We start from the raw sequence: 23,553 nt of genomic DNA on the forward strand, positions 1-23,553 counted from the left end.
TCATGCCAGCATCTTCCAACGCGACCTCCGATGTGCGGACGGGATCGCGAACCACCATGATCCGCGCCATCAGGGCCGAAACCACCAAACTTCTGACACTGCGTCTTTGCCTCAACACCATGGCAGGAACGGTGCTGCTCACGGTGCTTCTTTCCTGGATACTGACCAGCCTGATCGACGCTGCCCATAAAGCAGGGAGACCTGGCGAGGCAGCCGGCCTTGAGGCTGGCACGGCCTTTTTGGTCATCCTCCACTATGGACAAATAGGGGTCATCCTTCTGGCGGCATGGTCCATGCACCAGGAATCGGACACTGGCTCTCTTCGGAGCACCTTGATCAGCCTCCCGCAGCGCCGTGTTGTGTTGGCGGCCAAAGCGATTGTGATTGTCGTTGCCGTTTTCGTCACGGCGGTTCTGAGTGTGTTCGGGTCGGCCGGGATTCGTTGCGTGGTCATCGACTGCACCGCCGAAAGCAGCCAGATAGCAGCCACTCCACAAGCGGGATCAGGAATCCTGTGGGGCGTGGTCCTTTACTGGATCCTCATCGCCCTGTTCACCTACGCCCTGTCGGTGGTCCTGCGCAGCGGGCTGGCAGCCATGGGTACTGTCTTGGCGATGGCCCTCATTGTCTCCACGTACCTGGTGAACATCACCCCCTTCGCCAAGTTCCTGCCGGATAAGGCCGGAGCCCAGCTCTACCAATTGCCGCCTCCTGCGCCGGGCGACCTGGGACCTGCTACGGGCGGATTGGTCCTCGCGGTTTGGGTGGTCGCGGCTCTGATCGCTGCACTTGTTCTGTTCCGCCGCCAACCAGTTCGCCGCTAAGTGACATCGACTACCAAGGAGATCAATCAGTGATCGAGATCAAGAATTTGAGCAAGAAATACGGGCAGTCGGACGGAATCATCGACGTCTCACTGACTGCCGAGCCCGGGAAAGTTACTGCCTTTCTCGGGCCGAACGGGGCCGGCAAATCGACAACTTTCCGTCTGCTTTTAGGCCTCGATCGGGCGGACAGCGGGTCCGCTCTCATCGAGGGAAAACCCTACCGGGACCTCACCGCCCCCCTCTGGACCGTAGGAGCCCAGTTCGACGGCTCGGGAGCCCACAAAGGCCGCACGGCCAAGGCCCATCTCACCTGGCTTGCGCAATCCAACGGCATTCCGCAGTCGAGGATCGGTGAAGTTCTGGAGGTCGTCGGGCTTTCGGACGCCGCCCGGAAGCGCGTGGGAGCGTACTCACTGGGTATGGGTCAGCGACTGGGCATCGCTGCGGCCCTCCTCGGCGATCCACGCATTATTGTTCTCGACGAGCCGACCAACGGCTTGGATCCCGAAGGCATTCGCTGGATCCGGGGGCTCCTGAGGACCCTTGCAGCCAACGGCAAGACGGTTCTTATTTCCAGCCATCTCATTAATGAGGTCCAGCACGTCGCTGACCACATCGTGGTCATTTCCGGTGGCCGCATTGTTCAGTCCGGAAACGTCGATGATCTGGTAGCCGGTCACCATGACCTGGAAGCCGCCTACTTCGATTGGACCGGCAGTGCGGCTAAAGGAAACGCCGTATGACTACGCTGGTGGACACTACCCGGAAGTCCAGCCTATTCCGCGCCGAACTCACCAAACTCATCACGTTGAGGTCCGTATGGATCACTGCAGCCCTGACGTGTCTCATCGTTGTTCTCATCGGGTGGTCCCAGGCGGCCCCGGTGGGAGACGCACTCCGAACCAACGACCCCGGGCTTGCACCAGGAGCGAGCCCGGAGACGGTGGGTTTTGACTGGGTTGCGCTGGGACTGATCGGAATCATTGTCATCGGCGTCATAGCCGCATCGAGTGAATACGTGTCGGGCCAACTGCGGAGCAGCCTGGTGGCCGCGCCGAACCGCGAGCGCCTGTATTTGGCGAAATGCGCTGCGTTGACAGTGTTCGTCACACTGCTGGGCCTCGTCACCATTCCGCTGTTGAGCTTGCTATCCCAGTCTGGTCTCGGCGAACTTTCCGTCATCAACGGGACCGTTCCGGCAGGCCTCCTTCTCCGCTGGGTTGGTGCCATAGCTTTCTGGGATGCCATAGCCCTCATTGGGTTCGCACTGGGCATCCTGCTCAAACAGACGCTGATACCGCTGTTTACGCTCATTGTGGTGTCGCAATTGTCGTTGATGTTGCTGCTGCTGACTCCAGCCTTTGCCTATTTACCCACTGTGGCCGGGGTCCTGCTGTTCGACCCAGGCCTGGTTACAGGTTCCTATCCGAATGCAGATCTGGGTTCTCTCACCGCCGCGATAGTAACCTTCACCTGGACAGCCGGCCTCGTGGCCTTTGCAGGGTTCAGGTTCAGCACGCGTGACGTCCGCGGCTGACTGAAGCACGACGGCGGTCCTCACCGAAGGCTCGGGCGGGGACCGCCGTCGTGGTTCTCAATAGAACGTGCGGCGACGCCGTGCTCTTTCCAGTCACTGACCCGCTCCAACCACTCACCAAGGAGGGCAGCCGTTAGCTCCGGCTGGTCCAGATGCGCGTTGTGCCCGGCCCGATCCAGGACGGCGGTGGTGGACTGTGCGTAGCTGCGCGCCAGCGCAGTCTGATCCTCAAACCCCACCACATGGTCCTGGCGCCCAGCGAGAATAAGCGTGGGCCCCCTAAAGCTGGCAAAGCGATTTTCCGGCTCGGTACGGAGTGCGTAGCTGCTGGAAATCCGCTGGACTGCTGCCTGATCAAAGACTCGAAACCCCGGCAGAGCCGCGTCTCGGAAACGAAGCCAATTCTCGGGGGATTGGACCACGGCCATGGCCTCATAGTCGGCCGCATCCGCGGGTTCCAAGGCCGCCAAAAGGGTCGGGTCTGTTTGGAGCACTGTCTTGGCAGGCAGGGTTCGGGACCCGTTATCCGCAACGACCACTGGGCAAAGGAGCGCCAGGCCAAGAACCTGCTCCCCGAATTCGGCGACCATGTGACGGGCGATCATGCCGCCGAAGGAGTTTCCGAGGACTGCGAACTTTTCGGCACCGAAGGTCTGCCGGGCAAAGGAGACCACTGTTTCGGCCACGGCATCCGCGCTATCGATCTCGGGTCCTGCCGCTGATTGGCCCATGCCCGGCAAGTCCACGTAGACCCGCCGCCACTGACCGTGAGCTTCGAACACGGGGTCGAGCCCCAGCAGTAGGCGATGATCGACACAGAATCCGTGGATGATCAGGATTGGGGTCCCCGCCCCGCAGTCAACAGAATGCACCCTCGAACGCTAACACCGGCGGCATGTGATCGCGGGTCAAACGTGACGAGTTGAGGACTCGTGAGCATCAACAGTGAGCGGTACGCAGCCACCGAGGGGCGGGTTCTCGGCAGAAAGAGCCCCCAATACCCCCGAGAGCTAACCCCTCACCAACTTGAGACCTAACCCCTCGGCGGCAGGTGAGTGAGAGGCCCACCGAGGGGTGAGTTCTCGGCAGAAAGAGCCCCCAATACCCCCGAGAGCTAACCCCTCACCAACTTGAGAACTCACCCCTCGGCGGCAGGAGATCTAACCCCTCGGCGGGCCGACTCACAACGACACAGAACCCATCTAGAGAGCGCTCTCTTGACGTGAGTGACCCACAGCACATACTGTGAACCCACATCCCAGAGAGCGCTCTCTCGCCCTAGGCGTACGGTCGCTCGAACACACAAAGGAGTGATCGTGGAGTTTTCGCGACTAAGGAAATTCACTGCCCTGGCGGGCGTAGCCTCACTGGCCCTCGTGGCCGCAGGCTGCAGCGGCGGAGGCGATAAGGCGGCGAGCGCAGACAATCCCGTCACGCTGACCGTCACCACCTTCGGCACTTTCGGATACGACGACCTGTATGCCGAATACGAGAAGCAGAACCCCGGCGTCACCATCGAGGCCACCAACATTGACCGTGGTTCCAACGCCCGCACCGATGCGTTCACCAAACTGGCGGCAGGCTCGGGCCTCAGCGACGTCACGGCCATCGAGGAAGGCTGGCTCGGCTCCATCATGGAGGTCTCGGACCAGTTCGTGGACCTCAAGGAGCACGGCGCCGAGGACATCAAGGGCAACTGGGTGGACTGGAAGTTCAAGCAGGGCACCGATCCCAACGGCCGCGTGATCGGTTACGGCACGGACATCGGGCCGCAGGCATTGTGCTTCAACGGCAAGCTCTTCGAAGCAGCCGGCCTGCCTAGCGACCGCGAGAAAGTCGCTGAGCTTTTCGGCGGTAAGGACGCAAGCTGGGATACGTACTTCAAGCTGGGCCGCCAGTACAAAGAGGCAACCGGCAAGGCCTGGTATGACCAGTCCGGCTTCGTGTGGAACTCCATGGTCAACCAGATGGATGAGGGTTACTACACCAAGGACGGCAAGCTGAATGTTGAGGGCAACAAGGAAATGCGGGCAAAGTTCGACATGCTCGCTGCCGGCACTGCCGATGGCCTGTCCTCCAACCAGACCCAGTTCGACTGGGGTAACGGCAAGGCATTTGTTGACGGTTCCTTCGCAACCCACGTTTGCCCGGCCTGGATGCTCGGCACTATCAAGGGCCAGCTCGAGTCGGCTGGCGGCGGAGCAGCCAGCGGTTGGGACGTAGCCGACGTCTTCCCCGGCGGTGCCTCCAACTGGGGCGGAGCCTTCCTCTCGGTTCCCAAGACCTCCAAGCACCCGGCTGAAGCAGCCAAGCTGGCAGCATGGCTGACCGCACCCGAGCAGCAGATCAAGCAGTCTGCTGCAGCGAACAACTTCCCCAGCACGCTGGAAGCACAGGCAAAGATCGTTGAAGCAGCAAAGCCGAACGAACTGTTCAACAATGCTCCCTATGGCGCCATCTTTGAATCCCGCGCCGAGGGTGTCATCGCCCAGTTCAAGGGTCCGGATGACTCTGTGATCCAGGAAAATGTCTTCGGCCCCGCCCTCAAGATGCTCGACTCGGGCAAGGGCACCGCCGATGAAGCCTGGAATGAAGCCGTCAAGCTCCTCAACGACCTCGTGGTCAACAACTAGCAGCACCCGGCCGTGGGGCCTCCGGGAAACCGGAGGCCCCCTCACAGAGTCTGAGACCCGACCATGACCACCACCTTGAATCGCCCGGCCGCCGGCAGAACGGCCGCCACCAAACCGAAACCGACCTTTCGCCAACGCCTGAACGTCTTCGATATGAAGGCGTCCCCGTACCTTTACATCGCCCCGTTTTTCATCCTGTTCGCCCTGGTGGGTCTCTTTCCCTTGGGCTACACGTTCTTCGTCTCCCTCTTCGACTGGCACCTGCTCAAAGGCCAGGGAGAATTCGTTGGATTCCAAAACTTCGCGGAAGTACTTCAGGACCGTTTCTTCTGGAACTCCCTGTTCAACACTGTCAGCATCTTCCTGATCTCCACCATCCCGCAGCTGATCATGGCCACCATCATCGCCGCGGTGCTGGACCAGAACCTGCGTGCAAAGACGTTCTGGCGCATGAGCATCCTGCTCCCCTACGTTGTGACTCCCGTGGCTGTTGCCATGATTTTCACCAACATGTTCGGCGAGCAGTACGGGCTGATCAACAACATCCTGTCCAGCTTCGGCATCGATCCCGTCATGTGGAAGAACGACACCCTTCCCAGCCACATCGCCATCGCCACCATGGTGAACTGGCGCTGGACCGGCTACAACGCGCTGATCCTCCTGGCCGCCATGCAGTCAGTACCGCGCGATATCTATGAGTCCGCAGCAATCGACGGCGCCGGCTCCATGCGCCGCTTCTTCAGCATCACCTTGCCGAGCATCCGCCCCACCATGGTGTTCGTCATTGTCACCGCCACCATCGGCGGACTGCAGATCTTCACCGAGCCCAGGCTGTTCGATCCCGTTGCGGCCGGCGGAACGGCGCGCCAGTTCCAGACCACCGTGCTGTACCTGTGGGAGATGGCTTTCCAGCGCCAGAACTTCGGCAAGGCCTCCACCATCGCCTGGCTCCTGTTCCTGATCATCCTGCTCTTCGGCATCGTGAACTGGCTGATCTCCCGCCGCATCGCCACCAACGGCGACGATCGCGGAGCAGCCAGCCGCCGTCGTCGTCAGCGTTCTTCGGCAGCGGAGGCAAAAGCGGACGACGCCGGCCTCACCGCCCAGGCGGTAACCGCACCGGTAGCGGCACCAGACTCGACCCCGAGGAGCGGGAAATGACCCTCACGCAAAACCGGCCACAAGCACCGGCACCGCAGCGAACCTCCCGATCACTGACCACACGGAAAGCCCTCTTCGGCAACGGCCGGCGCCCCGGCTTCCTCACCTACGGGCTCCTGATTGCGTTCTTCCTGGCCTCGGCCTACCCCCTCTGGTGGTCCGTAATCATCGGCAGCCGCTCCAACGAAGCCCTCGGGGAAACCTGGCCGCCGCTGCTCCCTGGCGGCAACTTCTGGACCAACGTGGGCGAAGTCTTCGACACCGTCCCGTTCTGGCTGGCACTCGGCAACAGCGTCCTGATCTCCGGCATCATCACCATCTCCGTGGTGGGGTTCTCCACCCTTGCCGGATACGCGTTCGCCAAACTGCGCTTCCGCGGCCGGAACTGGCTGATGGTGGCAGTGATCGCCACCATGGCCATCCCGACGCAGCTGGGCATCATCCCCTTGTTCATGCTGATGCGCACGCTGGGCTGGACGGGTGAGATCGGCGCCGTCGTGATTCCTACTCTGGTGACAGCGTTTGGCGTCTTCTTCATGCGGCAGTACTTGGTGGACGTGATCCCGGATGAGCTGATCGAATCGGCACGCATGGACGGCGCGTCCATGATCTCCACGTTCTGGCATGTGGCACTTCCCGCGGCGCGTCCGGCCATGGCAATCCTGGGCCTGTTCACGTTCATGACGGCGTGGACCGATTTCCTCTGGCCCCTGTTGGTGCTCGACGCCGGCAACCCCACTTTGCAGACGGCGCTCAGCCAACTGCAGTCGGCCCGTTACGTGGACTACTCGATCGTCCTGGCCGGCGCCGTCATGGCAACACTTCCGCTACTGGCCCTCTTCGTCCTGGCGGGGCGTCAACTCATATCCGGAATCATGCAAGGAGCAGTGAAGGGCTAATGCCATTCGAAGCAACAAACCACCCCGCGACCCCTCCCTTTAACAGGGTGTGGCCCGAGGGCTTCCTCTGGGGCTCGGCCACCGCCGCAGCCCAGGTGGAAGGCGCCAGCCATGAAGGCGGCAAGGAAGATTCCGTCTGGGACGCTTTCGCCCGCGTTCCTGGCGCCATTGCCAACGGCGAGACGTTGAAGGACGCGGTGCAGCACTACCACCGCATGCCCCAGGACGTCAGGATCATGAAGGAGCTGGGCCTGGATTCCTACCGGTTCTCCACCAGCTGGTCCCGCGTCCGGCCCGGCGGCCGGACTGCGAACGCCGAAGGCTTGGACTTTTACTCACGTTTGGTGGATGAACTGCTCGACGCCGGCATCCTCCCTTGGTTGACCCTTTACCACTGGGACCTGCCGCAGGCGCTGGAGGAGAAGGGCGGCTGGGCCAACCGCGACACCGCCTACCGCTTCGTCGACTACGCGAACGATGTCTATTCGGCCCTCGGTGACCGTGTTCAGCACTGGACCACGTTCAACGAACCATTCTGCTCATCCCTGCTTGGCTATGCGGCGGGCGTGCACGCACCCGGCCGCCAGGAACCGGAAGCAGCCGTCGCGGCCATCCATCACCAGCACCTCGCCCACGGACTGGTAGTCAATGAGCTGCGGGGCCGCGGCGCCCAGCAGCTGGGGATCACGCTCAACCTCAGCAACTCCATTCCGCGGGATCCTTCCGACCCCGTGGACCTCGACGCCGCACGCCGGTTTGATTCGCTGCAGAACCGGATCTTCCTGGATCCGATCCTCCGCGGCGCTTATCCGGAGGACACCCTCAATGACCTTGAGCAGTTCGGCATCCGGGATGTCATCAAGCCCGGCGACCTGGACATCATCGGTGCTCCCATCGATTTCCTGGGCGTCAACCACTACCACGATGACCTCATCAGCGGACACCCCACTGCTGAACACGGCGACGGCCACTCGGGCGGTGCAACCCGTCCGACGTCGTCGTGCTGGATCGGTTCGGAAGACATTTCCTTCCCGAGTCGTGGGCTGCCGCGTACGGCCATGAACTGGGAGGTCAACCCGGACGGACTGCGGAAGCTCTTGGTGCGCTTGGGCGAGGAGTATCCTGCGCTGCCGCCGCTTTACATCACTGAGAACGGCGCCGCGTACGACGACGTCGTCAGTCCCGACGGCGCGGTCCACGACGCCGAGCGGACCCAGTTCGTCCTGGACCACGTCACGGCGGTGGGGGAAGCACTCGACCAAGGCGCCGACGTGCGCGGCTACTTTGTGTGGTCCCTCCTGGACAACTTTGAGTGGTCCTGGGGCTACGGCAAACGATTCGGGGTGGTCCGCGTGGATTACGACACTTTCGAGCGCACGGTCAAGGACAGCGGACTGGCCTACTCCCGGGTCATCGCAGCGGCCAAAGCATCAGCCGCTGTCACCGCGAACGCCTAAAGTAGCCTTCAGAGGCATACTTTTCTTTACGTTCCGGAGATGACCATGACGCAGGACACCAGCGGCCCCCGGCCGGTACCCACCCTTGAGATGGTGGCTGCCTTGGCCGGGGTGTCGCGGGCCACCGTGTCCCGGGTGGTCAATGACAGCCCGAGTGTTGACCCTGAAATGGCGCAGTCGGTGAGGAAGGCCATCCTCGCACTCGACTACACGCCAAACCGTGCAGCCCGCTCCTTGGCCAAACGGCGGGCGAATGCGGTCACCTTGATCGTTCCGGAGTCAACGTCCAAGGTCTTCGCGGATCCGTTCTTCGCCTCAGTGGTCCAAGGCATCGCCCTGTATCTCACCGATACCGAGTACACGCTGAACATGGTGATCTCCTCCGAGTCGAAGCCGGAGAAAACCCGCAGCTTCCTGCTCGGCGGCAACGTGGACGGCGTCCTGGTGGTCTCGCACCACAGCGGCGATAACTCCTGGACGCACCTCTCGGGGTCCCTTCCCATGGTGTTCGCCGGGCGCCCCTTGGTGGGCGGCAAGGAAAGCTACTACGTGGACGTGGCCAACGAACAAGCTGCCTACGAAGTCACCAAGTTATTGACCCAGAGCGGCCGAAGGAACGTGGCAACCATAGCTGGCCCGCAGGACATGCCCCCTGGCTTGGATCGCCTGGCCGGTTGGAGAACCGCCGTGCGGGAGGAGGGTCTTGGGGATGGCCTGATGGAGGAGGGCGACTTCACCCTGGCCTCCGGCGCAAAAGCCATGCACCGTTTGCTGGACCGCGGTGTTCCCGTTGACGCCGTTTTCGCAGCGAATGACCAGATGGCCGCCGGTGCCTACACCGCTATCCAAGGGCGGGGTCTTCGCATCCCGGAGGACATCGCCGTCGTGGGTTTTGATGACGATTCCTTTGCCACCTCGGTGACCCCCGCCCTAACTACTGTCCATCACCCGATTGTTGAACTCGGCAAGAAGATGGCCGAGACCCTGGTGAACCTGATCGAAGGTAAGCCGGCAGAACGCGTCACAAGAATGCCTACCTCGATCGTGATCCGCGATTCCGTTTAGCCCCATGCCTTGAAAGGCCTGTCCATGCTTCCTGCTCCTGTCAGCACCGTCGCGCCTTCGGTCGCAACCGGCCGCCCGATCCGTTGGGGAGTAGTGGCCACCGGCTCCATTGCCCAACGCGTGGTGGAAGACCTTGCGCTCCTTGAAGACGCCGTCCTCCAGGCTGTCAGTTCGCGCTCCGAGGCCTCTGCCCAGGCCTTTGCGGCGAAGTTCGGATTCGCCACGGCCTACTCGGATACGGGAACGACGCCGGGCTACGAGCGGTTGCTGGCTGACCCCGCCGTCGACGTCGTCTACGTCGCCACGCCGCACGCGCAGCATCACGCCGTCGCGCTGGCCGCCCTAACTGCGGGGAAGCACGTCCTGTGCGAGAAGCCGATCGCCATGGATGCCTCGCAGGCGCAGGAGTTGGCTGAACTGGCCCGGGATAAGGGGCTTTTCCTGATGGAAGCCGTGTGGACCCGGTTCCTGCCCAGCTTCTGCCGCGCCGTCCAGATCCTGCGGTCAGGGGAGATCGGGGAGCCGCGCTGGCTCCAGGCTGACCTCGGTTTCGTGCCTGCCTACGATCCCGCTGCACGGATCTGGGACCCGGCAGCCGGGGGTGGGGCGTTGCTGGACCTCGCCGTGTATCCGCTGACATGGGCGGATGGAGTCTTCGGCGAGCCAGGCAGCATGGTTGCCAGTGGTGTCCTGACTCCCGAGGGCGTGGACCTGCAGAATTCCCTGGCCCTGAGCTACCCGAGCGGGGCGTATGCCCAGCTCATCACCTCAATCGGCGCGGAGTGCCCCAGCGTAGTGACCGTGGGCGGTTCCGAGGGTTGGCTGCGTTCCTCCGCTCCCCTGTTCAACCCGGCCGAGCTCATCATCCAGCCACGCAACGGCACGTTGCGGACAGAGAAGTTTGAGGTGCTCGGGCATGGTTTCAGCTACGAGCTGCGTGAGGTGACCCGGTGCCTGCAGGCCGGACTGACCGAGAGCCCGTTCATGACCCCTGGCGAGTCGGTTGGGATGATGGAACTGCTGGATGAGGCTCGTCGGCAGATGGGTCTGCGGTATTCGAGCGATCATCAGACTCCCACCGCAACAGAAGCAAACTGATTATTTCCGCTGAGACTTTAATCGGGCAGCCATCGGGACGTGATATGAATCACATTCATTTCGAAAACCCCAAAGGATGAGCTGGCAATAGCGCGAATTAGAAAGCACTCCCGGTGTCGAAAAATGGCGGATGGGCAAACTATGTGATAGGCATGACTCACTCCCGGCGCACAAGCTTTGGGATAAACATTGGGGAATTAATGTGTCTGCGAACCTAGCAAAAAAGATTGTTTCCGGCGCCAGCGTTGTCGCCATAGCAAGTGGAATCGCGCTTTCTTCAGCCCTGCCCTCATCTGCAGCAGTGGATGGCATAACAAACAATTGGTCGAATTGGTGGGATGCGCACGCTGAGGTGGAAATTTTCAACTACGCTCAACGACTTCAATCAGTCGCCCATCTTGGCAACTACTGGTATTACGGGGCGCCATCATGGACATATTCTGTTGGGCACGTTAGCGGCTATAGCTGGACCCACGAGGCGTACCAGATCCGTATCTCCTAGGCGAAAGAATCCTAGTGGTGAAGTCAATCAACGCCAGATCCCTCGCGTCTGTACTCTTCGTCGCTTGCATGCTCCCCTTGGTCGCCTCCTGCTCAGGCGGCGACCAAGGGAGTTCCGAGCGACGACACATTGCCAACAACTTTAGCGACTTAGTCATCACCGCACTCAATGATCCCAATCTGGAAGAATTCGATACTGACGTCCTGAGGCGAGCCAAGGATTCCGGAAGGATTGACCAAGCAGACTATGATGAGGCCTACAGCCGTTTCGGGAATTGCATGGCAGACTCCGGCAAGCCCATTACGTTGACTCGGCTTAGCAACGGCCTGTATCGAGTCGAGAACACACCCTTGTCAGACGGGGAGTCGATTCAGTCTGCCATGTCAATCGTGACCAGGTGCGCCCAGGGCACAACAAATGTGATCAGCGAGCTCTATGGCATTCAACAAGGTAATCCCGAATTATTGACGAATCCGTATGAAATCGCACACAAGTGCCTTGAAACCAAGGGCCTTGTTGATGCAAGTTTCTCATTCGACGATCTCAGGAAGGCCATCGGCTCCGAAGTAAGCGGAGGAAATGCACTGAAGGACCGGGTGCCATTCGACCCTTACGGTGATGAAGCCCAAGCTTGTTTCGTCGGCGCTAATATGACCATTGTGAAGGCGACACCCTGAGTGAGGAATTCACCTTGGTTGTCGTATGCGCTTGTTGCGGTCTCGGGTGCGGCCACCGCGGTGGTCGCTGTTTTTGGGACAACGGCCCTGGCTACACCCGCCGCGCTCCGTCCCCCGAGTGAAGCAACGTCTGCTGTCATCACCATGACCGAATTTCGAGATGAACGCACTGTGGCTGCAGAAGTTGAGGCAGGTCAATCCTTGGAGGCCCAGCTGGGCATCTCGGGCACTGTCACTTCGACGGTGTGCACAGCTGGCGGTGAGATCGAATCAGGTCGTGTAGTGGCCTCGCTGAGCAGTCGGCCGACCCTCGGTCTCCATTCGGCGGTTCCGTTCTATAGAGATATAGGCCCAGGGACCGCGGGACCGGATGTCGACGCACTCCGCGCGCAGCTCAAGGCAATGGGTTCCGATGTAGCAGAGACGGGCGCTTATGGAGCAGATCTAGGTGCCGCCATCTTCAAGATCCAGGCCGCTCAGGCGCTGAAGAACCGTGACGGTGTCCTCCATCTTGAAGAGACTCTCTGGCTACCCGGCCTAAAGGTCCGCGTGAAATCCTGTAATGCGTCACTCGGATCTCAATATTCCCCTGGCACTCCGTTCCTTACCACCGTTGGAACTGTCAGCAGCTTGCGTGTCGTCTTTCCTTCCGGCCAACCTCCGGCCGCAGGGGCGAGACTCGTTTCCTTCGGGAGTCTATCGGCGCCGGTATCCGCTGACGGTTTTGTAACAGACGAGGCACTGCTGGCCGAAGTGTCTCGGAGCCCTGATTTTGCGGCCTCGCAATCGAGCACCATGCCAAAGCCACTAAGCCTTAAGACTGCACTGGTTTCTCCCCTGGAGGTAGCTAGAGTCCCCGTCTCCGGCGTGTTTGCTGTCCATGGTGACACAGCTTGCGTGGAGTCACCGGACGGAACCACTTTTCCTATCAGTATTGCCGGCTCAAGCGCCGGGTCCGTGCTAGTCACTTTCGGGAATTCTGCACCAAAAGAGGTTCTTTTAGGCTCGGCTATCGGAGCGCGAGAATGTCAGTGAGCAAGTCCACAAGCTGTAACGGGGGCACTGCAAGAGTCAGTCTTCAGGGAGTGGGGCACGGCTTTGGATTAGATAGCTTCCTTTTCCAGAACGTGGATGCAGAATTCAGAGCTGGATCCGTGTGGGGCCTTAGGGGGCCTTCCGGTTCAGGAAAATCAACGCTGCTGTCCATCATCGCTGGGTGGGAAGTACCAAAAGAAGGCCACATCCAAAGGTCAAACATCTCCACAATTCGGTGGGTATTTCAAAATCCTCTGGGGGTCGCGCAGCGCGCAGCTCTTGATCACGTCACTCTGCCTTACCTGGCCATAGGGCTGTCCCGCGACCGCAGCGAGAAGCTGGCTCTTCAACGCCTTTTTGAATTCGGGCTGCAGAGCAGCGCTGGCAAGCGCTTCTCGCTACTTTCAGGTGGAGAGGCGCAGCGTTTGATGCTTGCACGGGCCGTAGCCGGAAGTCCTGACCTGATTCTGGTAGACGAGCCAACGGCGCAACTCGATCGAGCAACGGCTGCCACGGTCAACTCAGTGCTGGGTGGCCTCGCTCGAAGTGGCGCAGTAGTTATCGTGGCCAGCCATGACGAGGACACGCTGGATGCGTGTTCGGAAGTTGTAGATCTCATGAGGCCTGACATTGGAAGCACTTCGCCGTGATGCGCACTACAGTTGTTCTCCTTGAGGCTTGGCGCAACCTACAAAGCGGCACATCCAAGGGCGGCTGGCTATCCGTCGCACTTATATTGGCCATCTCGCTGGTATCTTGTGCCGAACTGTGGACAGTATCCGCACTTGACAACCGCGCACACGATTATCGCACGGCTGGCGCATCAATTCGCGTCCTCAAAGTTGAGGCCGGCATTGACCCTGAACAATGTGATGCTCTCTCCGGCACAAGCGGAATACTGTCAGCTGGAGCCATGAAGGCCGTTGCACCGATCCGCATCCTAAGCCTGCCTGGGGTATCCACTCCGGCCTTTGAGACAACTTTGGGTTTCCAAGAGGTTCTCGGCCTAGGTACTGCCTTGGAGTCGGGTGTGTTCATTTCCGAACCTCTAGCGAATCGATGGAAGATTCGACATGGGGACATCTTGGAATCGGATCAGGGCCCATTACCCGTGGCGGCTGTGTTCCCGTATCCAGAGGACGACGGTCGAGACAGCCGCCTTGCTAACGCTGTGCTGTTACCGTCGTTGGGAAGTGGGCCCTCTGATGAATGCTGGGCCGATGTCTGGCCCTCAACTGCTGGCTTCGACTCCGTCATTCGCACATCTCAGGGCACCGCCCAAGGGGAAGCATCTGCATCGGTTTCGACGTTGAATCCAACCTTGGGCCTCGTTTTTATGGGAGCCGACGAGTACCAGAATCGCGTCACGAGATACGCTGCCGCAATTTCAGCCTGCTTGGGGTTCGCCATCGGGCTGCTGGGAGGAGCCCGACGACGGCTCGAATACGCGTCATCGCTCCACGCCGGCGTGACGAGTGGTGACCTTGCTCGTATCACTTTGGTCGAGACGACAATATGGGCCGGTGCCGCTGGCGCTGTTGCCACGGCGGGCGTTGTATTGGGAGCACATTTTTGGGCACCTTTGATCGCCGATGCCCTGTACACCCAATTCCTGACGATAGGCATGCTTAGCGGTCTCGGTGCTATCACTGGAAGTCTTTTCATCGCGACGCATAGTCGTGAGTCGCGGCTTTTTGTCTACTTTAGGGAACGCAGCTAGCTTTGCTTCCAGCTGGCGACGACTCTATGGAATGGCCCTCTGATCATCAGACTCCCACCGCAGCAAATCCCCCGGCTGGCACTCCAGTACCTCGCACAGCGCTTCCAGCGTTGTAAACCGCACGGCTTTCGCACGACCGTTCTTGAGCACAGCCAGGTTGGCCGGCGTAATTCCCACGCGTTCGGCGAGCACCCCTACGGGCATTTTGCGCTTGGCAAGCATGACGTCGATATCCACGATGATTGCCATTAGATGACCTCATCCAGCTCAGCCTGCAGGCCGGCGGCTTCGACGTCCCGGGCTACCGCTTGGGCGAGAAGGGTCCGCATGACCAAGACAACCAAGGCCACTCCCCCGATCATCAGCGCTGCCCCGCAGATCAGCATGACGACTCCGGGTGCAATATCGCCGGGCGCCAGAATCACTGCGATGCCGAACATCAGTACTGCTGCGGCAGCGATGGCACCAAAAATCACGTCCACAAAACGGAACGCTCCATGGGAAAAGACAGTCCCTCGCCGCACCATCGTCAGCAGCCGCCACACACAGACAGCAACCACCTGCACACAGAGGATCCCCAGGACCACGACCACCAGCAGCGCCATGCGAGGTCCGTCGGGCGCCCCGGCTTCAACCAAATCAGTTGAGAGCAGGGGAACCATCCACAACTGCACGAACAGTGAACCCGCCAGCACCATTGCGATCACTATCCGCAATGCGAGGATCGTTAGCTTTCCCATGGAAACTCCTTTATCGAACAACAACCTGATTCTATCGATACTCGATACTTAAGCAATCGAAGCCGCCCCTGGTGCATTACTCAGCTTGCTTACTAAAGGGTCCTTCCCTAGGCTTGAACAGGTCAGACAAACAACTCTCACAGTGGCGGCCCACGCTCAAAAAGCACCCCGCCGCGCAATGGAGGAGGAACAATGTCAGAACACAACATCGCAGGCAAGAAGGTCGCATTCCTGCTGACGGACGGCGTGGAGCAGGTAGAGCTCACCAGCCCATGGCAGGCAGTCAAGGATGCCGGCGGCGAGCCGATTCTCGTAGCTCCCTCCACGGGAAAACTCCAGGGGTTCAACGGCGTGGACAAGGGTGACATCTTCGACGTCGACCTTGCAGTGGCGGATGCCAACGCCTCCGATTTCGACGCCTTGGTTCTCCCTGGAGGCGTCGTGAACGCCGATCATCTCCGCGTCGACAAGGACGCACAAAACTTCACGCGCGCCTTCTTTGAGCAGCACAAGCCGGTGGCCTCGATTTGCCACGGTCCGTGGATCCTCATTGAAGCCGGAGTGATCAAGGGGCGGAATGTCACCTCGTATCACACGCTCCAGACCGACCTGAAGAACGCGGGCGCCAACTGGACCGACGAGGAAGTGGTGGTGGATCAAGGCCTGGTCACCAGCCGCAACCCTGACGATCTTCCCGCCTTCAACAGCAAGGTTGTTGAAGAGATCTCGGAAGGCCAGCACGCCGGCCAGACCGCCTAGCGGTCTCCGACCCCCATATGGCAAGTGCCGCCGTCGTACCTTCACAAGAAGTACGACGGCGGCACTTGCCTTTTGGTATACCCCCCGTCAGCATCCAGAGGCTTAGTTGGCCCAGCCGGCGTGGTTTGATGGCAGGCATGTTGAAGCGTTGGGGCGGGAATGTATGGCTGGGTTGGGCTTTCGTATTGTTGTGCCTGACGCTGGCGTCAACCTTCGTCGCTGTCACGTCCGGATTCATCCACGACCCCAATGACCACCCTGGCTCGTACTACCGCAACAGGATCCCGGAGAGGCAGTGGGTGATGGCCCTATCGATGCTGATTCCGGGGTTGTCGGCGGCAGCGGCCGGCCTCTCCCTTTTGGCCCGACCGCGGAACCCGATCCGGTTGGTAGGCGGGACGATCGTGCTGTTGCTCGCCGTTGCCGCTATCTGGTTCTGCTGGGCAGTGGGGATCGACAACATCGAGCACTTCGAGAGATTAGCCACCCGCTTCTCATAGAACGGCCAGGCACAAGGCTGATGTCCGGTGATTGAGACCGGGATGGCTCGATTTTTCTCGTCCCATTTCCTTGGAATTGGAACGCTTCCCGATCAGAGGAAACGAAGAAGCCCAGGCCGGGGTAGCTGCCAGCAGCGCCCTGGGCCGCGTGGGCCAGCCCGACGATATCGCAAGCATCGTGGCTTTCCTTGCCTCCGACGAAGCACGCTGGATCACGGGGCAGAAGATCGACGCCGCCAGCGGCACCAACCTCTAACTCAGGAGCACTATCTGGACGCGCACCGCGTCCGCGTTCTAACGCGTCACATCCACACAGGGCGGCTGTCATCCTCGCTGGCGGAGCCCTGCTCGCAGGCCTGCTACCACCCTCATGCAATCAGAAATCCTAGACCGCACCCCGCGGAAACCAAACCATAGCCTCCGGGGCCGCAGTAGTCGTGCTCAACGCCGGAACTACCGCCGGATCCGCCGGTGGAGCACCACGCGTGGGAATCTCGATCCAGACACCCGCACTCGTCGGCGCCTGCCTCATCGGCTCCGCTGCCGTGATGCTAGCCTTCGCGGGAAGAAGCGCAAACGCACAAAAGCCGGCAATGACAAGGAGCGCTGCAAGTCACTAATCCGATCGTGCGTTCCATTTCCTCGAAAGTCGGAGACTACAGTTTCGGTGACTTCAGTTACTGCCGCTGGGGCTCAGCGTAGAGTCTGAGAATGAATCCCTTGGAGCAGCCTGTAATCGTCGCGCCGCCTTACACGCTCCGACCGTTTACGACAGCCGACGCTCCAGTAGTCCAGGAAGCCTCGGACGATCCACTGATTCCCACCATCACGACAGTTCCCGCCAGCGGTTCACACCAGGCAGCTCTGGCCTTCATTGCAAGACAGCACCAACGCTTAGTTGATGGCACCGGGTACTCCTTCGCTATTGCTGATTCCTCATCTGATCAGGCGGTGGGCCAAATCGGGCTGTGGCTCAAGAACCTCAGCCAAGGTCGGGCGAGCATTGGCTATTGGGTGGCGCCAAGTCATCGGGGAAGGGAGCTGCCTCCTCTGCTTTAGGTGCCCTCGCCGCCTGGGGTCTTGCGCAACCCGGGATTCATCGATTGGAACTCTACGTCGAGCCTTGGAATGAGGGCTCCTGGCGAACAGCCGAGCGCAGCGGGTTCGTACGTGAAGGGACATTGCGGAGCTGGCTGGAGATTGGCGGCCAGCGCAAAGACATGTACATGTACTCGCGTCTTCCTACACGCTAGGAAATCACGCTAAGCGGGCCTCCCTGCTCCGGCGCGGTTTCGCCGTCCCACTTCCTTGGAAGTGGAACGCCCGAACCGGCGGGACGTACGGAAACTCGTTCCACGTGCTGTTCACTGTCATGCCTCTATCGCGGTGATGGCGTAGTGGGCGATGCGGAGAAGGTCTTCTTTGCTGGCGCCGTCGCGGGCCTGCTGGCTCATTCCTTGTAGTGTCGCTCCGACGAAGGCTGCCATTGCATGGGTGTCGGTGGATTGGGGGATCCGGCCTGCTTCGCGGTCCTTGGTCAGTGCTTCTGCCATGGCCAGGATGTTGTCGTTGCGCATTTTGGACAGCCGTTCGGCGACGTGGCGGTTCGCGGAGGTGACCGCGACGGCGGAGCTGATCACCAGACAGCCTCCCGGGAACGTGTCTGACGGGTAGTGGTCGGCGGCTTCTATCAGCAGCCGACGCATGAGTTTCAGTCCGGATTCTTCTTCTGCGAAGGCGACGGACATGAAGCTTCCGTGGGTTGCGTTGTAGTGGTCCACAACGGAGAAGAAGAGGTCCTCCTTGGAGCCGAAGGCCTTATACAGGCTGGGCGGATTTATGCCCATGGCTTTTGTGAGCTCCGCCAAGGAGGTGCCCTCGTATCCGCTGTCCCAGAAGACCAAAGTGGCTGCTTCCAGGGCGTCGTCGATATTGAATTTCCGGCCTTGGCCTGCTTTTCCTGACATCGTCGTCCTCTCGTCGTTCCTCTCAAGAAGAGCCCCCAGCAGCCGGCATCTATTCCGGCTGCCTCCACGAGAGTGGTTTTTCAAGCTGTGGCCAGCGCCACATCTAAGTTTTCGACATCTTTCTTATAGTGATCGCTAAACGTATGTAAGTATCTCATTCATGAGCGAAACACACAAAGACCACATCGCCGTTGTGACCGGAGCCAGCCGAGGGATCGGCGCGGCAATCTCCTCCCGCCTTGCCACCGCGGGCCTGACTGTTGCTGTCCACTACGGACGGGACGGGAAGGCGGCTGCGGACGTGGCGGCCTCCATCGAAGCTGCGGGAGGAAAGGCGTTCCCTTTCCAGGCAGACCTTGGAGCCGATACCGCAGCACAGGATTTTTGGGCCGCCTACGACAAAGCCGCTGCCGAAGCCGGAGTCTTGAACCAGCCAATTCACGTCCTCGTGAACAATGCCGGGGTCACCCTGCGTGGGGCCATTGAAGACTTCAGCCGGGAAGATTTTCTTACCCAGCAGGCCATCAACGTCAACGCACCCTACTTCATCGTCAAGGAAGGGCTGACCAGAATCGCTGACGGGGGCCGCATTATCAACATCTCTTCCGGCGTCACCCGCATAGCATTCCCGGAAATCATCGGTTACGCCCTCACCAAGGGCGCCATTGAAGCCTTCACACTGACCCTCGCCAAACATCTTGGGCCCAGGGAAATCACCGTGAACTCGGTCGCCCCAGGCGTCGTGGACACCGACATCAACGCTGCCTGGCTCCGCGGAAACGAAGAAGCCCAGGCCGGGGTAGCTGCCAGCAGCGCCCTGGGTCGCATTGGCCAGCCCGACGATATCGCAAGCATCGTAGCTTTCCTTGCCTCCGACGAAGCGCGCTGGATCACCGGGCAGAAGATCGACGCCACCGGCGGCACCAACCTCTAACTCACCAGCACCATCCGGACGCTCACCGCGTCCGCGCTCTAACGCATCACATCCGCAGAGGGCGGCTGTCATCCTCGCTGGCGGAGCCCTGCTCGCAGGACCCGTAGTGATATTCGCAAGTGCAGCCATGGCAGGAGCCTGCTACCCACCCTCGTGCAATCAGAAATCCTAGACCGCCCTACTGGGAAGGAATCCTATGGCGCCGCCTCACGCACCGTAGAAGAAGCCCTTGAGTCTGCCCTCCAAGGCCGAGCTGGGACGTCGCTCCGACCCAGAAAAAGCCGATCGCGGCCGAACGCCTATAGGAGGGCACCCTCGACCGGCGTCTGCTGATCGCAAAATGGGGTCTGGTTCCGTCTTGGGCAAAGGGCACCAAGGTCGGGTCCAAGCTTCTGTGCACTAACTGATTCCATCAGCTGCTGCAGCGTCCCACTCTGGGCTGTTCCACTTCCGAGGAAGTGGGACACATCAGTGTGTAGTCCAGTGTGGCTCTCGGTGCTATTTCGCGGTGTTTGTGGTCGGTGGTTGGCGCTTAAACCATCACCCGTGGGCGGGATCGGCCATCGGATCAGCTGGTCACTTTGTAGACTCGAACACGATCGAGTCGAATACAGTGCGCGCCTCCCTCAGCAGCTCGGGATTGATCGATTCGTCAATATGGCCCACCGCTACGACAGCCCGCTTGCCGTTCAGGTCGACCACCCGGTAGGTTTCGTGTTGATTCTGGTTCCTGTACCCGCTTGAGCAGCGTTGTGTATCTTCCGAGTGGATGCATAGCCCGCTGCCGTCGCAGGCTGTGATGTCCACGTTGCCCTCGACGGTGTGGTCGAACTCGAAGCCGGAGTAATTGCCTACCAGGATCTTGGCGGCAGGGGTGCTTGCCGTTGACGACTGCGCCGCCATCGCGTCAATGAAGGCCTTGGCCGACGGACCGGAATCGGCAAGGGCGCCGCGCCAGGTGCATGCGTCCATCGCCACATAGTACGCGCGCGAAAGAGTCAGGTAGACGGCCCATTCAGCCGGGTGATCCGGGTCGTCCTTGCCCAGGCTGTTACCGTCGAGAGCAAACCAGCCGTCTGGGACGGTGATCTGGAAAGGCTCCGTATAGCCGGCGACGGGGACCAGGTATGTGCCGGCGTCGATATCACCACTCTCCGGCAGCGTGCGGACTGTGCGAGTGTCGCGACTCCCCGGCAGCGGTGGGTCCGTGCGAGCCTCGGTAATCGGAGAACTGGCAGACGGGAAGGAGGCGTCTTTAGATTCGTACTCGCACCCGCCGAGACATCCGATCAGTGCGATAGTCACCAAGGGCAAGAGCTGACGCGACCGCTGAGGGGCCTTTTCGGGGCGAGTCATGGAACTCATTGATCCACCAGCCACTACAAGGTGCTGTGAGGCCTCGCAGCCGGGTGGCCCCGCGGACGGTCCACGATTGGTTGCCGTCCCCTCAAGTCTCCTCCGGCACGGAACCCGTGACAATGACGAGTTGCCCTGACATTGATCTAGACTCATGCACCCCAGGCGCGTGGTTCGAGGTTCTAAACGCTGTCCCACTTCCTTGGAAGTGGGACGCGTCCCGATCAGAGACGCTGGATCTACTTTGAGCGACGCAAATCGAATGGACTCTCGGTTCCGCCGATGTCGCGCCCGTCGAGCCGGGGTCCGGCACTGGACCCATGCAGTGGCCTGCAGCCCCGCAGAACCTGGTAGTTGCGCCAAGCAGAGGACATTTTGCCTGCTTGGAGATGGGAAGGCGCAACTCGGGACTTGAATAATATTAAAGACGGCTTTAACATTATTCATATGGAGACCAACGCATGGATGGACGAGTTGAGCGAGAGCGACCTCGGCTTCATCAGATCCATGATTCTTCACTCCGGCTCCCTTAAAGCCTTGGCTTCTGAATACGGCGTTTCATACCCGACAGTGCGTAGCCGCTTGGACAAGATCATCGAGAAAATACAGCTAGCCGAGAGCACGAGCGTTGATGAGTTCTCACAGAAAGTTTTTGCCATGGCCATCGAAGGGCGTATAACCCGCGATGCCGCCAAGCGCATAATAGAATTGCACCATAAACAATCAGGGGGAAATTATGGACAACATTAATCCGACGGTGGCCACTCTTTGCCTCATTGCCGTTGCTGCAGTGCACCGGTTTATCCTGTCAAACCGCAGGCAAAAGTTCCTCGGAGCAATCATTCCGATACTCTGGCTCGTCGCCGCCGTCATCCTGGCCGCCAACGGCATTCTTTCCGGGCCAGGGGCATGGATAAGCGCAGGTGTCGTCATGGTCGGCCTGCTAGTTATTTGGTGGTCCGGCCAAGTGTCTTACCGGAAGCGTCTTGACAGCGAAAATGCTCGGATTGACAGCGTCAATGCGAGCAGGTCATTGAGGTAGAGGCGCTAGTAGATGGTCTAGTTGATCCCCGGATTTCGAGGATCCGGATGATCATGGCGTCGACAGCAGAACCGTCACGGGCCCAATGGTAGATGCGGCTGTAATTAGCCCAAACCAGTCATCGACACGCTGGCCAGAACGAGCGGCAATCTGAGCAAATGCGAAGCAAAATTGCACGCATTTTGTTTCTATCGTCATGATTGATTAGAGCGCTAAGTGCCTTTTATAGATTAGCCGTTAATCCCCCATTGAATGACAAGAACCGCGTCTTCGAAAATCGATGTCACCTTTCGGCGACCCCGACGAACGGACGTGCAGCAACCAGATGGGCAGGCGCTTATTACATGAACTGCCAGCGGTCCCGGAGGCCGGCTGGTACGGTAGGTTTCCTGCCCCGCTTGGTTTCCCCCATACAAGGCAGGACATCTGGCTCTAGCACGCGAGCAGCACCAGTCCTGACACAGTCTCGGCGGCACAGCATCCCTGTAGTTGTCCGCCATGTTCGCCCGGCTGCCGTCCCACTTCCTTGGAACCGGGACACTGCCATTGGGACACCACTGACTGGGGCGCTCTGTCGAGGCCCTCGGTTGCGTCGGCGTCGAGCAAGGGTGGGAGTTCTTCGGACCCCGGGGCCTTGCTCGGCCCATGCTTCGGAAAGTTCTTCGAGGTCCGACGGTTCCACACCGTAGGAGAATATGTGCCATCCTGGCAGCCTTCCCGACAGTTCACCGGTGGCCCGCCACAGCTGGGCACCGTTCAGCTCAGGCCCCCAGATGAGAGCTTGGGCCCCTGACGGTGTCTGCGAACGCAATGGAGAGGGCAAACCCCGCGCCTCGAGATCTCGCTGAACCTCATCCAAAGTAGTCAATTCCATACCTACCTAGTGGCTACCGACGGCTCGCATCTTAGCGGCCCGTGGGCGGCACGTCCCTGTCTTCCCGTCCGGCGCGGGCTTCGGCCGGAGTCAGAAGGGCTACCCTCCGGATCTCGCGGCTTTCAAACTGCCTTCTTCGCCCGGGCATCCCTCACGGCTAACGACGCTATCGTGAAAATGACTTCCAGGAGCATCATTCCGAGCCACGTCAGGATGGAAATAATTGCGAACATGAACCCGAATATTCCGGCTGAAAGAAGCATCCCTGCGGCCAGGACGGGAAGCCCGCCAAACAGGACCCAGCGGGTGTAGCGCGCAGCAGGGCTGCCGGCGATGGCCAAGCCCGCGTGGCCAAGCCAAAGGACCAGGGTTATCGCGGGTATAAGCAGGAAAATGCTCATCGCACGCCCCACATCCTGTCGCTCATGCGGTGCAGCTGCTGCCCTGTGTCCCCCAACGTCATCGGTTCAGCCTACCGTCGGTAGTCCCGGGATCGCCGCTGGTTCCTTGGGCCCAACTGGCCGCTACCCGGGAGTGGAAGCCGCTCCCGGCCGTCTCGAAACCCTTGGAACTGGGACACCCACGTTGTCACGGTCCCACCAGGCTGTTTTTGGCCGTAGCGGCACCCCGCCGCCGCGCAGCACCCGTTAAGCGGACTTAAAGAGCGTCCACTCTGGGCATCTTGCAGACGGTTTCGGGGCACTCATCAAGGCACTTTTGAGCACTGGTGCATTGCCGATTGAGCATCCACGTAACATTTCAGTCCCGTA

At 60.3% G+C, this 23,553-nt stretch carries 24 protein-coding genes and 1 pseudogene; 19 read left to right on the top strand and 6 right to left on the bottom strand.

The window, feature by feature from the left end; all coding sequences use genetic code 11:
• Positions 1-2: 2 nt before the first annotated feature.
• Genes M1D51_RS21505 through M1D51_RS21515 form a run of 3 tightly spaced genes read left to right on the top strand, consistent with a single transcriptional unit; the run spans position 3 to position 2,364 of the window.
• Positions 3-824 (top strand): hypothetical protein, encoded by an 822-nt coding sequence (locus M1D51_RS21505; protein ID WP_458107974.1) that lies wholly within the window; start codon positions 3-5, stop codon positions 822-824.
• 29 nt (positions 825-853) lie between these two features.
• Positions 854-1,570 carry an ABC transporter ATP-binding protein gene (locus M1D51_RS21510; protein WP_026547193.1) on the top strand — a complete coding sequence of 239 codons (717 nt, stop codon included), beginning with the start codon at positions 854-856 and terminating at the stop codon, positions 1,568-1,570.
• Complete coding sequence (locus M1D51_RS21515; protein WP_458107975.1) at positions 1,567-2,364, top strand: ABC transporter permease; 798 nt, start codon at positions 1,567-1,569, stop codon at positions 2,362-2,364. The genes M1D51_RS21510 and M1D51_RS21515 overlap by 4 nt, the downstream gene beginning before the upstream one ends.
• 20 nt (positions 2,365-2,384) lie before the next feature.
• On the opposite strand, the gene M1D51_RS21520 is transcribed toward M1D51_RS21515, so the two are convergent.
• Entirely contained in the window at positions 2,385-3,236 is an 852-nt protein-coding gene (locus M1D51_RS21520; protein WP_458107976.1) for an alpha/beta fold hydrolase, read from the bottom strand.
• Positions 3,237-3,680: 444 nt separating this feature from the next.
• Between M1D51_RS21520 and M1D51_RS21525 the strand changes: the two genes are divergently transcribed.
• The 9 genes from M1D51_RS21525 to M1D51_RS21565 all read left to right on the top strand — a co-directional run bounded on the left by M1D51_RS21525 (position 3,681) and on the right by M1D51_RS21565 (position 14,611).
• Entirely contained in the window at positions 3,681-4,997 is a 1,317-nt protein-coding gene (locus tag M1D51_RS21525) for an ABC transporter substrate-binding protein (RefSeq protein ID WP_458107977.1), read from the top strand.
• A gap of 63 nt (positions 4,998-5,060) precedes the next feature.
• A complete protein-coding gene (locus tag M1D51_RS21530; RefSeq protein WP_458107978.1) occupies positions 5,061-6,158 on the top strand; it encodes a carbohydrate ABC transporter permease in 1,098 nt (365 codons plus the stop codon).
• Entirely contained in the window at positions 6,155-7,057 is a 903-nt protein-coding gene (locus M1D51_RS21535; protein WP_458107979.1) for a carbohydrate ABC transporter permease, read from the top strand. The genes M1D51_RS21530 and M1D51_RS21535 overlap by 4 nt, the downstream gene beginning before the upstream one ends.
• Positions 7,057-8,514, top strand: coding sequence for a GH1 family beta-glucosidase (locus tag M1D51_RS21540; protein WP_458107980.1), 1,458 nt, complete (start codon positions 7,057-7,059; stop codon positions 8,512-8,514). Before M1D51_RS21535 ends, M1D51_RS21540 begins: the two co-directional genes overlap by 1 nt.
• A gap of 45 nt (positions 8,515-8,559) precedes the next feature.
• Positions 8,560-9,579, top strand: coding sequence for a LacI family DNA-binding transcriptional regulator (locus M1D51_RS21545; protein WP_458109632.1), 1,020 nt, complete (start codon positions 8,560-8,562; stop codon positions 9,577-9,579).
• Positions 9,580-9,603: 24 nt separating this feature from the next.
• Positions 9,604-10,677 carry a Gfo/Idh/MocA family protein gene (locus M1D51_RS21550; protein ID WP_458107981.1) on the top strand — a complete coding sequence of 358 codons (1,074 nt, stop codon included), beginning with the start codon at positions 9,604-9,606 and terminating at the stop codon, positions 10,675-10,677.
• Between the two features lie 519 nt (positions 10,678-11,196).
• Positions 11,197-11,856: a hypothetical protein gene (locus M1D51_RS21555; protein ID WP_458107982.1), complete on the top strand. Its 660-nt coding sequence runs from the start codon at positions 11,197-11,199 to the stop codon at positions 11,854-11,856.
• Between the two features lie 1,085 nt (positions 11,857-12,941).
• Complete coding sequence (locus M1D51_RS21560) at positions 12,942-13,541, top strand: ATP-binding cassette domain-containing protein (RefSeq protein ID WP_309138378.1); 600 nt, start codon at positions 12,942-12,944, stop codon at positions 13,539-13,541.
• The gene (locus M1D51_RS21565) at positions 13,538-14,611 is read left to right on the top strand and encodes a hypothetical protein (RefSeq protein WP_458107983.1); all 1,074 of its coding nucleotides are present in this window, start codon (positions 13,538-13,540) and stop codon (positions 14,609-14,611) included. The genes M1D51_RS21560 and M1D51_RS21565 overlap by 4 nt, the downstream gene beginning before the upstream one ends.
• Positions 14,612-14,635: 24 nt before the next feature.
• Here M1D51_RS21565 and M1D51_RS21570 read toward each other — a convergent pair whose 3' ends face one another.
• Both M1D51_RS21570 and M1D51_RS21575 read right to left on the bottom strand, forming a co-directional pair.
• The gene (locus M1D51_RS21570) at positions 14,636-14,860 is read right to left on the bottom strand and encodes a helix-turn-helix domain-containing protein (protein WP_172324240.1); all 225 of its coding nucleotides are present in this window, start codon (positions 14,858-14,860) and stop codon (positions 14,636-14,638) included.
• Positions 14,860-15,351 (bottom strand): DUF2975 domain-containing protein, encoded by a 492-nt coding sequence (locus tag M1D51_RS21575; protein ID WP_458107984.1) that lies wholly within the window; start codon positions 15,349-15,351, stop codon positions 14,860-14,862. The genes M1D51_RS21570 and M1D51_RS21575 overlap by 1 nt, the downstream gene beginning before the upstream one ends.
• 192 nt (positions 15,352-15,543) lie before the next feature.
• Here M1D51_RS21575 and M1D51_RS21580 point away from each other — a divergent pair, with 192 nt between their 5' ends.
• The 4 genes and pseudogenes from M1D51_RS21580 (at position 15,544) to M1D51_RS21595 (ending at position 17,863) form a co-directional block, all read left to right on the top strand.
• Positions 15,544-16,110, top strand: coding sequence for a type 1 glutamine amidotransferase domain-containing protein (locus M1D51_RS21580; RefSeq protein ID WP_458107985.1), 567 nt, complete (start codon positions 15,544-15,546; stop codon positions 16,108-16,110).
• Between the two features lie 137 nt (positions 16,111-16,247).
• On the top strand, positions 16,248-16,610 hold the full coding sequence (locus M1D51_RS21585) for a MauE/DoxX family redox-associated membrane protein (protein WP_458107986.1): 363 nt from the start codon (positions 16,248-16,250) through the stop codon (positions 16,608-16,610).
• Positions 16,611-16,686: 76 nt separating this feature from the next.
• Complete coding sequence (locus tag M1D51_RS21590; protein ID WP_458107987.1) at positions 16,687-16,866, top strand: SDR family oxidoreductase; 180 nt, start codon at positions 16,687-16,689, stop codon at positions 16,864-16,866.
• Positions 16,867-17,321: 455 nt separating this feature from the next.
• Positions 17,322-17,863: pseudogene (locus M1D51_RS21595) on the top strand (GNAT family N-acetyltransferase).
• A 117-nt stretch (positions 17,864-17,980) separates the two neighbouring features.
• Here the strand turns inward: M1D51_RS21595 and M1D51_RS21600 are convergent.
• The gene (locus tag M1D51_RS21600) at positions 17,981-18,577 is read right to left on the bottom strand and encodes a TetR/AcrR family transcriptional regulator (protein WP_458107988.1); all 597 of its coding nucleotides are present in this window, start codon (positions 18,575-18,577) and stop codon (positions 17,981-17,983) included.
• Positions 18,578-18,737: 160 nt separating this feature from the next.
• Between M1D51_RS21600 and M1D51_RS21605 the strand changes: the two genes are divergently transcribed.
• On the top strand, positions 18,738-19,511 hold the full coding sequence (locus tag M1D51_RS21605) for an SDR family oxidoreductase (protein ID WP_458107989.1): 774 nt from the start codon (positions 18,738-18,740) through the stop codon (positions 19,509-19,511).
• Between the two features lie 576 nt (positions 19,512-20,087).
• On the opposite strand, the gene M1D51_RS21610 is transcribed toward M1D51_RS21605, so the two are convergent.
• Positions 20,088-20,876, bottom strand: a complete 789-nt coding sequence (locus M1D51_RS21610; protein ID WP_458107990.1) for a hypothetical protein — start codon at positions 20,874-20,876, stop codon at positions 20,088-20,090.
• Between the two features lie 438 nt (positions 20,877-21,314).
• Here M1D51_RS21610 and M1D51_RS21615 point away from each other — a divergent pair, with 438 nt between their 5' ends.
• The gene (locus M1D51_RS21615) at positions 21,315-21,617 is read left to right on the top strand and encodes a DUF2089 family protein (RefSeq protein ID WP_458107991.1); all 303 of its coding nucleotides are present in this window, start codon (positions 21,315-21,317) and stop codon (positions 21,615-21,617) included.
• Positions 21,604-21,909: a hypothetical protein gene (locus M1D51_RS21620; RefSeq protein WP_458107992.1), complete on the top strand. Its 306-nt coding sequence runs from the start codon at positions 21,604-21,606 to the stop codon at positions 21,907-21,909. Before M1D51_RS21615 ends, M1D51_RS21620 begins: the two co-directional genes overlap by 14 nt.
• A gap of 996 nt (positions 21,910-22,905) precedes the next feature.
• On the opposite strand, the gene M1D51_RS21625 is transcribed toward M1D51_RS21620, so the two are convergent.
• Complete coding sequence (locus M1D51_RS21625) at positions 22,906-23,184, bottom strand: hypothetical protein (protein WP_458107993.1); 279 nt, start codon at positions 23,182-23,184, stop codon at positions 22,906-22,908.
• Positions 23,185-23,553: the final 369 nt, after the last annotated feature.

It is taken from the genome of Arthrobacter sp. R3-55 (genome assembly GCF_054161505.1).

What these genes read in the sequence shown, in the direction of transcription:
- M1D51_RS21620 (WP_458107992.1), top strand. Translation starts at nt 21,604, where the DNA reads ATGGACAACATTAATCCGACGGTGGCCACTCTTTGCCTCATTGCCGTT.
- M1D51_RS21625 (WP_458107993.1), bottom strand. Translation starts at nt 23,184, where the DNA reads ATGAGCATTTTCCTGCTTATACCCGCGATAACCCTGGTCCTTTGGCTT.
- M1D51_RS21545 (WP_458109632.1), top strand. Translation starts at nt 8,560, where the DNA reads ATGACGCAGGACACCAGCGGCCCCCGGCCGGTACCCACCCTTGAGATG.
- M1D51_RS21600 (WP_458107988.1), bottom strand. Translation starts at nt 18,577, where the DNA reads ATGTCAGGAAAAGCAGGCCAAGGCCGGAAATTCAATATCGACGACGCC.
- M1D51_RS21585 (WP_458107986.1), top strand. Translation starts at nt 16,248, where the DNA reads ATGTTGAAGCGTTGGGGCGGGAATGTATGGCTGGGTTGGGCTTTCGTA.
- M1D51_RS21515 (WP_458107975.1), top strand. Translation starts at nt 1,567, where the DNA reads ATGACTACGCTGGTGGACACTACCCGGAAGTCCAGCCTATTCCGCGCC.
- M1D51_RS21610 (WP_458107990.1), bottom strand. Translation starts at nt 20,876, where the DNA reads ATGAGTTCCATGACTCGCCCCGAAAAGGCCCCTCAGCGGTCGCGTCAG.
- M1D51_RS21530 (WP_458107978.1), top strand. Translation starts at nt 5,061, where the DNA reads ATGACCACCACCTTGAATCGCCCGGCCGCCGGCAGAACGGCCGCCACC.
- M1D51_RS21615 (WP_458107991.1), top strand. Translation starts at nt 21,315, where the DNA reads ATGGAGACCAACGCATGGATGGACGAGTTGAGCGAGAGCGACCTCGGC.
- M1D51_RS21550 (WP_458107981.1), top strand. Translation starts at nt 9,604, where the DNA reads ATGCTTCCTGCTCCTGTCAGCACCGTCGCGCCTTCGGTCGCAACCGGC.
- M1D51_RS21535 (WP_458107979.1), top strand. Translation starts at nt 6,155, where the DNA reads ATGACCCTCACGCAAAACCGGCCACAAGCACCGGCACCGCAGCGAACC.
- M1D51_RS21540 (WP_458107980.1), top strand. Translation starts at nt 7,057, where the DNA reads ATGCCATTCGAAGCAACAAACCACCCCGCGACCCCTCCCTTTAACAGG.
- M1D51_RS21575 (WP_458107984.1), bottom strand. Translation starts at nt 15,351, where the DNA reads ATGGGAAAGCTAACGATCCTCGCATTGCGGATAGTGATCGCAATGGTG.
- M1D51_RS21580 (WP_458107985.1), top strand. Translation starts at nt 15,544, where the DNA reads ATGTCAGAACACAACATCGCAGGCAAGAAGGTCGCATTCCTGCTGACG.
- M1D51_RS21605 (WP_458107989.1), top strand. Translation starts at nt 18,738, where the DNA reads ATGAGCGAAACACACAAAGACCACATCGCCGTTGTGACCGGAGCCAGC.
- M1D51_RS21570 (WP_172324240.1), bottom strand. Translation starts at nt 14,860, where the DNA reads ATGGCAATCATCGTGGATATCGACGTCATGCTTGCCAAGCGCAAAATG.
- M1D51_RS21505 (WP_458107974.1), top strand. Translation starts at nt 3, where the DNA reads ATGCCAGCATCTTCCAACGCGACCTCCGATGTGCGGACGGGATCGCGA.